At 65.8% G+C, this 5,816-nt stretch carries 6 protein-coding genes and 1 pseudogene; 2 read left to right on the top strand and 5 right to left on the bottom strand.

Annotated features, from left to right (window positions below; all coding sequences use genetic code 11):
- Positions 1-274 (top strand): annotated as a pseudogene (locus VMR03_RS04100) (ferritin-like domain-containing protein); the annotation flags it as partial.
- A gap of 154 nt (positions 275-428) precedes the next feature.
- Here the strand turns inward: VMR03_RS04100 and VMR03_RS04095 are convergent.
- From VMR03_RS04095 to VMR03_RS04085, 3 genes are read right to left on the bottom strand one after another with little or no spacing between them, the layout of a single operon-like run.
- Complete coding sequence (locus VMR03_RS04095) at positions 429-1,202, bottom strand: ABC transporter ATP-binding protein (RefSeq protein WP_414693144.1); 774 nt, start codon at positions 1,200-1,202, stop codon at positions 429-431.
- Positions 1,199-2,200, bottom strand: a complete 1,002-nt coding sequence (locus VMR03_RS04090) for an iron ABC transporter permease (RefSeq protein ID WP_325402555.1) — start codon at positions 2,198-2,200, stop codon at positions 1,199-1,201. Before VMR03_RS04090 ends, VMR03_RS04095 begins: the two co-directional genes overlap by 4 nt.
- The gene (locus VMR03_RS04085) at positions 2,197-3,072 is read right to left on the bottom strand and encodes an ABC transporter substrate-binding protein (protein WP_325402553.1); all 876 of its coding nucleotides are present in this window, start codon (positions 3,070-3,072) and stop codon (positions 2,197-2,199) included. The genes VMR03_RS04090 and VMR03_RS04085 overlap by 4 nt, the downstream gene beginning before the upstream one ends.
- Positions 3,073-3,138: 66 nt before the next feature.
- Here VMR03_RS04085 and VMR03_RS04080 point away from each other — a divergent pair, with 66 nt between their 5' ends.
- The gene (locus VMR03_RS04080; RefSeq protein ID WP_325402551.1) at positions 3,139-3,783 is read left to right on the top strand and encodes a glutathione S-transferase family protein; all 645 of its coding nucleotides are present in this window, start codon (positions 3,139-3,141) and stop codon (positions 3,781-3,783) included.
- Here the strand turns inward: VMR03_RS04080 and VMR03_RS04075 are convergent.
- Together VMR03_RS04075 and VMR03_RS04070 are read right to left on the bottom strand one after the other, a co-directional pair.
- Positions 3,767-5,074 carry an MFS transporter gene (locus tag VMR03_RS04075; RefSeq protein WP_325402549.1) on the bottom strand — a complete coding sequence of 436 codons (1,308 nt, stop codon included), beginning with the start codon at positions 5,072-5,074 and terminating at the stop codon, positions 3,767-3,769. The genes VMR03_RS04080 and VMR03_RS04075 overlap by 17 nt on opposite strands.
- A 190-nt stretch (positions 5,075-5,264) precedes the next feature.
- Positions 5,265-5,816: hypothetical protein (locus VMR03_RS04070; RefSeq protein WP_325402547.1), on the bottom strand; the 552-nt coding region annotated here is incomplete at its 5' end.

Raw genomic sequence — 5,816 nt, 5'->3', positions numbered from 1 at the left:
CCAGGCGCAGCTCATCGCGGCGCGGACCGACGAGGTGCGGCGCAAGGCGATGAAGAGCAGCACGAATATCTTCCGCGTGTTGATCAAGACGCTCCTCAAGGGCGGCATCATCACCGACCGCACCAAGGCCTTCTATGCCGTTTATGTCGATATGGAAGAGCTCCGCAGCGAAGGCGACGAGATGGTCGGCGACGCGATCGCCGAGGAAGGCATCGAGTATCTGAAGACGGTGAATTTCGGCCAGAAGGTCGGGAACTACGTCGCGGCGGAGTGAGGGCTCACCTCGCCACTTTTACGTCATGCGCGGGCCCTCCTTTAATTCAAGGAGGCCGCGTATCCACGTCTTTCCTGTCGAAGCAAGGGAAGACGTGGATGGCCGGGCCAAGCCCGGCCATGACGAATTGGGAAAAAGCACGGGGTCTCTTACCCTATTCCACCCTTTTCATCGGCTGCACGAAGAAGCTCCGTCCCTCGCCGCCGATCTGCGCCTCGACGCGGTAGACGGCGCGGAGCGTTTCGGGCGTCAGCACTTGCGCCGGCGAACCGTCGGCGTGGATGACGCCTTCGTCGAGCAGGATCAGGCGATCGCAGAAACGCGCGGCGAGCGAGAGATCGTGGAGGACCGCGATCACCATGCGGCCGCGATCCACATAGGCGCGCAGTACGTCCATGACGCCGAGCTGGTGATAGGGATCGAGCGAGGAGACCGGCTCGTCGACCAGCAGAAGATTTGCTTCGACCGCCAGCGCGCGGGCGAGCAGGACGCGGGCGCGTTCGCCACCGGACAATGTCAGCACGTCGCGATGACGGAACTGCGCGACGTCGGCGAGCTCCATCGCATGTTCGATCGCCTCTTCATCGGCCGGCTGCGGCGCCCGAAAAGGTTCGAGGTGCGGCAGGCGGCCGAGGGCGACGAGACGTTCGGCCGTCAACGGCCAATGGCTTTCGGCGCCCTGCGCGAGATAGGCGATTTTACGCGCGCGGGCGCGAGCCTCGATCGCATCGACCGAAATGCCGCCGAGCGAGATGTCCCCTTCGAAGGGAATGAGGCCGGCGATGGCGCGCACCAGCGTCGTCTTTCCGGCGCCGTTCGGGCCGACGAGGCCGATGAAGCTCGGACCTTCCACCTCAAAGGAAGGCCCCCGCAATACGCGAGCGCCGCCGAGAGAGGCGCGGAGATTTTCGACGCGGAGCTTCATCAGGGCGCCTCCCGCCTTGTGCGCAGGATCAGCCACAGAAAGAAAGGCGCACCGATCAGCGACGTCACGACGCCGAGCTTCGGCTCCGGCCCGCCCGTCGGCAGGCGCACGAGAAGATCGGCGGCGAGAAGCAGCGCGGCGCCCGCCAGCGCGCTCGGCAGCAGGAGCCTGCCCGGCTGATGGCCCACCAGAGGCCGGACGAGATGGGGCACGACGAGGCCGACAAAGCCGATGACGCCCGTGACCGAGACGGCGGCGCCGACGGCGAGGCCGGTGCCGAGGACGGCGCGGGCCTTCAGCGACGGTTGATTGAAACCGAGGGTCGCCGCCGTGTCCTCGCCAAGCGTCAGTGCATCGAGCCCGCGCCCCGTCGAAGCGACGAGCACGGCACCCAGCAGCATGAAGGGCGCGGCGAAGCGGACCTGATCCATGCTGCGGTCGGTGAAAGAGCCGAGCAGCCAGAAGATGATTTCATAGATCGCATAAGGCGAGGCCGCGAGGCTGAGGGCGAGCGAGGTCAGCGCCGAGGTGAAAGCCGAGATCGCGACGCCGGCGAGAACGAGCGTCGTGATCGACGGATCGCGACCGGCGAGCAAATAGAGAATGCCGAGCGCGACGAGCGCGCCCGCGACGCCGCCAAAGGGCACGAGCATGGCGGTGCCTGAGGCCAAACCGAAATAGAAGACGAGCACCGCGCCGAGCGCCGCGCCGGAGGACGCGCCGATGAGGCCGGGCTCGGCCAACGGGTTGCGCAGGAGCCCTTGCAGCGCCGCGCCGGTGAGGCCGAGCGTCGCGCCGACGAGGAGACCGAGCAGCGCGCGCGGCAGACGCACCTCCTCGAGGATCAGCCAGGCGAGCGCGCGGTCCGTTCCATCGGTTGCATGGAGCTTTGCCAGAAGAAGCTCGCCGCCGCGCCCGACATAGATCGACGCCAGAAAGAAGATCGCGGCGGCGAGAGCAAGCCCGAGATTGACGAGGAGATAGCTGTGCCGCCGCATCAATTCACCCTCGCCTGTTTTCCGGGCGTGTCGAAACCGTCGCGGGCGGCGGCGAGCCGGTCGGCGATTTCGGTGATGAAGGGCGTGCCGCAGGTCCAGAGCTTCGCCGGCAGATCGACGGCGCGGGCATGGCGGCGGACATATTCGGCGAGCGCCGGATGGGCGAGCAGCGCATGGGCGAGCGAGGGCTCCTTCGCGCGGTAGATGCCGACGGCGACGAAGTCGGGTCGTTTCTCGATCAGATCCTCGATCGAGAGATTGACGAAGCCGCCGCTCGACGAGGCCTTCACGACATTCTCGAAGCCCGCATGTTCGAGCAGCGCGCCGAGGATCGTGTTCGCCGCCGCCGCGCCGCCGAGATCCTGATAGATGACGGCGCGCAGGGGATGCGCGGGAGCCGCGCGCTTCGAGGCCGCGAGCGAGGCGTCGAAGCGCGCGATCCAGGCCTCGCCCTTTTCGGGATGGCCGAGCGCCGCCGCAACGGCGCGCACATTGTCGCGAATGTCCTCGAAACTGTCGGCGTCCTTCACCTGCACGACGGGCACATGGGCGCGGGCGAGAAGGGCCAGCGTGAAGGACGACGAATAACGATGCGCGAGGACGAGGTCGGGCTTCGCCGCCAGGATCTCCTCCGCCGTCGCATTGTTGAGCGGAATCTTCTTCGCGAGGTCGGCGACGGGCGAATCCTCCGGATCGGCGGAGACGCGAAAGACGGATTTGACGGTGCCGGAATCGGCGAGTTCCAGCGCCAGCACGTCCGAGCAGAGGTTGATCGAGACGACCCGCCGAGGACGAGATGCCGCATCCGCCCGCGCCGACGCAAGGTCAGCCACGAGAAGAAGCACGAGGGCGAGACATGTTGCAGCCGTTTTCATCTTCCGCTCTTGCCGGGGGGCTTCATCTCGGGCGAAATGGCAAAAAAATCGGACCGGGGTGGAACAATGCTCAAGCTTTATCATGTCGGCGGCTCGCGCTCCATGCGTTCGCTCTGGCTGCTTTACGAACTGGGGCTCGATTTCGAGCTCGTCTCGATGCCCTTCAGCCTCGAGCATCTGCGCGCGCCGGAGTATCTCGCCCTGTCGCCGCTCGGCCGCGTGCCCTGCCTCGTCGACGGGGAGACCGCGATCATCGAGTCCGGCGCGATCACGCAATATCTCTGCGAGACCTATGACGACAAGGGGCTCGGCCGCGCGCCGGGCGACCCCGAGCGCGTCGAATGGCTGCAATGGCTGCATTATGCCGAGACGGTCGCCGTCCACGGCGCGAGCCTCGTGCAGCAGAAGGTCTTCGTGGCGAAAGAGGAGCGCTCGCCCACCGTGCAGAAGCTCGAGTCGAAGCGGCTCGAAAAGGCGCTGCAGGTGATCGACCGGCGGCTCGAAACCCGTGACTATCTTCTGGCGAGCGGCTTTTCCGCCGTCGACACCAATGTCGGCTACAGCATTCATCTCGCGAAGGGCTTCATTCCGATCGATCCGTTCCCACGCGTGACCGACTATTATGCGCGGCTCTCCGCGCGGCCCGCTTTCCAGAAGGCGGCGGAAGTCGTTCCGCTCGACGAGAAGCCGCGGGTCAAGCAACCCTCGTGACGGAGGCGCCGCGCCGCGTCAGTTGCAGGCGCACGAGCAGCGTCAGCAGCCCGGCGGCGACGAGCGCGACGGCGAGCGCCAGCATGCCGGCCGAATAGCTCTGCGTCGTGTCCTTGACCCAGCCGACGATGGAAGGGCCGACGAAGCCGCCGAGATTGCCCGTCGAGTTGATAAGGGCGATGCCGGCCGCCGCCGCCGTGCCGCCGAGGAAGGTCGGCGGGAGCGCCCAGAAGGGTACGATGGCGACATAGGTGCCGATGGCGGCGAGACCGAGCGAGAGGATGACGAGCGCGGGCGAATGGAGATACGCGCCGCCGACGAAACCGATGGCGCCGATAAAGGACGCAATCGCCGTATGCCAGATGCGCTCCTGCGCGCGGTCCGACGACCAGCCCCAGAGCGGCATCGCGATGGCGGCGACGACATAGGTGGCGGAGACGATCCAGCCCACCTGATGATTGGTGAAGCCCATGCCCTTCACCATCTGCGGCAGCCAGAGGCTGATGCCGTAGAGGCCGATGACGATGCCGAAATAGATCGCGGCCATCAGGAGCACGCGCGGATCGCGCAGCGCCGGCCAGAGCGCATGGTGGGCGTCGGTCGCATGCGTCGCCTCGCGGTCGCGCTTCAGGCAGGCGGCGATGCGCGCCTTCTCGTCGTCGCTGAGCCAGCGGGCTTTCGTCGGACCGTCGGGCAGCAGCCAGAGCACGGCCAGCCCAAGCAGGATCGCGGGCGCGGCTTCGAGGATGAACATCCATTGCCAGCCCTTCATCCCGAGATGGCCGTCGAAGCCGAGGAGATAGGCCGAGACCGGCGCGCCGATGACGCTGGCGAGCGGGATCGCGATGAAATAGGTGCCGTAGTATTTCGCGCGCAGCTCCGCCGGGAACCAGTAGGTGAGATAAAGGATCATGCCGGGCGCGAAGCCCGCTTCGGCGGCGCCGAGAAGAAAGCGCAGCACATAGAAGCTCGTCTCGCTGTGGATGAAGGCCATGGCGCCGGAGATCAGCCCCCAGGTCAGCATGATGCGGCAGATCCAGATGCGCGCGCCGACCTTCTCGATGACGACGTTCGAGGGGATTTCGAAAATGAAATAGCCGATGAAGAAAATGCCGACGCCCCAGCCGAAGACGGCGGGCGAGAAACCGAGATCGGCATTCATGGTCAGCGCCGCGAAGCCGACATTCACACGGTCGAGGAAGCTCACCATGTAGAGCAGGATCATCAGCGGGATGATCCGGCGGCTGGCGCGCGCAAAGAGGCGGCGCTCCTCGATGGTCAATGCGGTCATGGGTCCCCTCCCCGGCTTTTGGGCCGAGACCATAGGGGAGAGAGTGAAAGCCCGCGAGACAAAAGAAAAATGGTGTCATCCCGGCGAAAGCCGGGACCCACTCGCATATCCACTTTCCGCAGCGACCGACGTGATTGTCGAGAGGCCGATGGATCCCGGCTTTCGCCGGGATGACACGGAATTATTGAGGCTATTGGGGCAGCGTCTTCAAATCCTCGATCGCGGGCTTGGGCTTGCGGTCCTCCGTGAAGAGGCCCCAGAAGGCTTCTTCGGGGTGGTGGCCGGCGACGGGGTTGAAGTCCTGCGTCCGCCAGGGGGCGTCGAAGGCGGCGAAATAGCTGAAGGCATGGGATTTCGACGGCGGCATCTGGCGTTCGAGCGCCCGCCAGAAGGCGGCCTGCTTGCCCTCGTCATAACCCATCTCGGCCGGGCCGGTGGGAAGGCCGGTTTCCTTGATCAGGATCGGCCCGCAGAAGACACCGGCGAGCTTGTCGACGATCTTCACGTCGAAATCGGCCCAGTTGTCGGGACCGGCCGTCTTGAACCAGCTTTCGAAGACCGGATGGACGTTCACCAGCAGGAAATCGAGGTCGTCGCGGACGTCGCTGGAATCGCTTTCGAGAAATTGCGCGAAGGGCTCCGACACGGTGATCGGCAGGTCCGGCACGCGCTCGCGCGTCAGCTTCACATAGCGGGCGAGCTCGGCCCATGTGCCGCGCTTGCCGAAGACGATCTCGTTACC

This window comes from Parvibaculum sp. (assembly GCF_035511255.1).
Classification (GTDB): domain Bacteria; phylum Pseudomonadota; class Alphaproteobacteria; order Parvibaculales; family Parvibaculaceae; genus Parvibaculum.
Note: the sequence above shows the minus strand (reverse complement) of the source record. Positions and strands in the feature narration are given on the sequence as shown.

Bases quoted from the DNA above. Each gene is read 5' to 3' on its own strand.
- VMR03_RS04085 (WP_325402553.1), bottom strand. From the start codon at position 3,072: ATGAAAACGGCTGCAACATGTCTCGCCCTCGTGCTTCTTCTCGTGGCT.
- VMR03_RS04080 (WP_325402551.1), top strand. From the start codon at position 3,139: ATGCTCAAGCTTTATCATGTCGGCGGCTCGCGCTCCATGCGTTCGCTC.
- VMR03_RS04075 (WP_325402549.1), bottom strand. From the start codon at position 5,074: ATGACCGCATTGACCATCGAGGAGCGCCGCCTCTTTGCGCGCGCCAGC.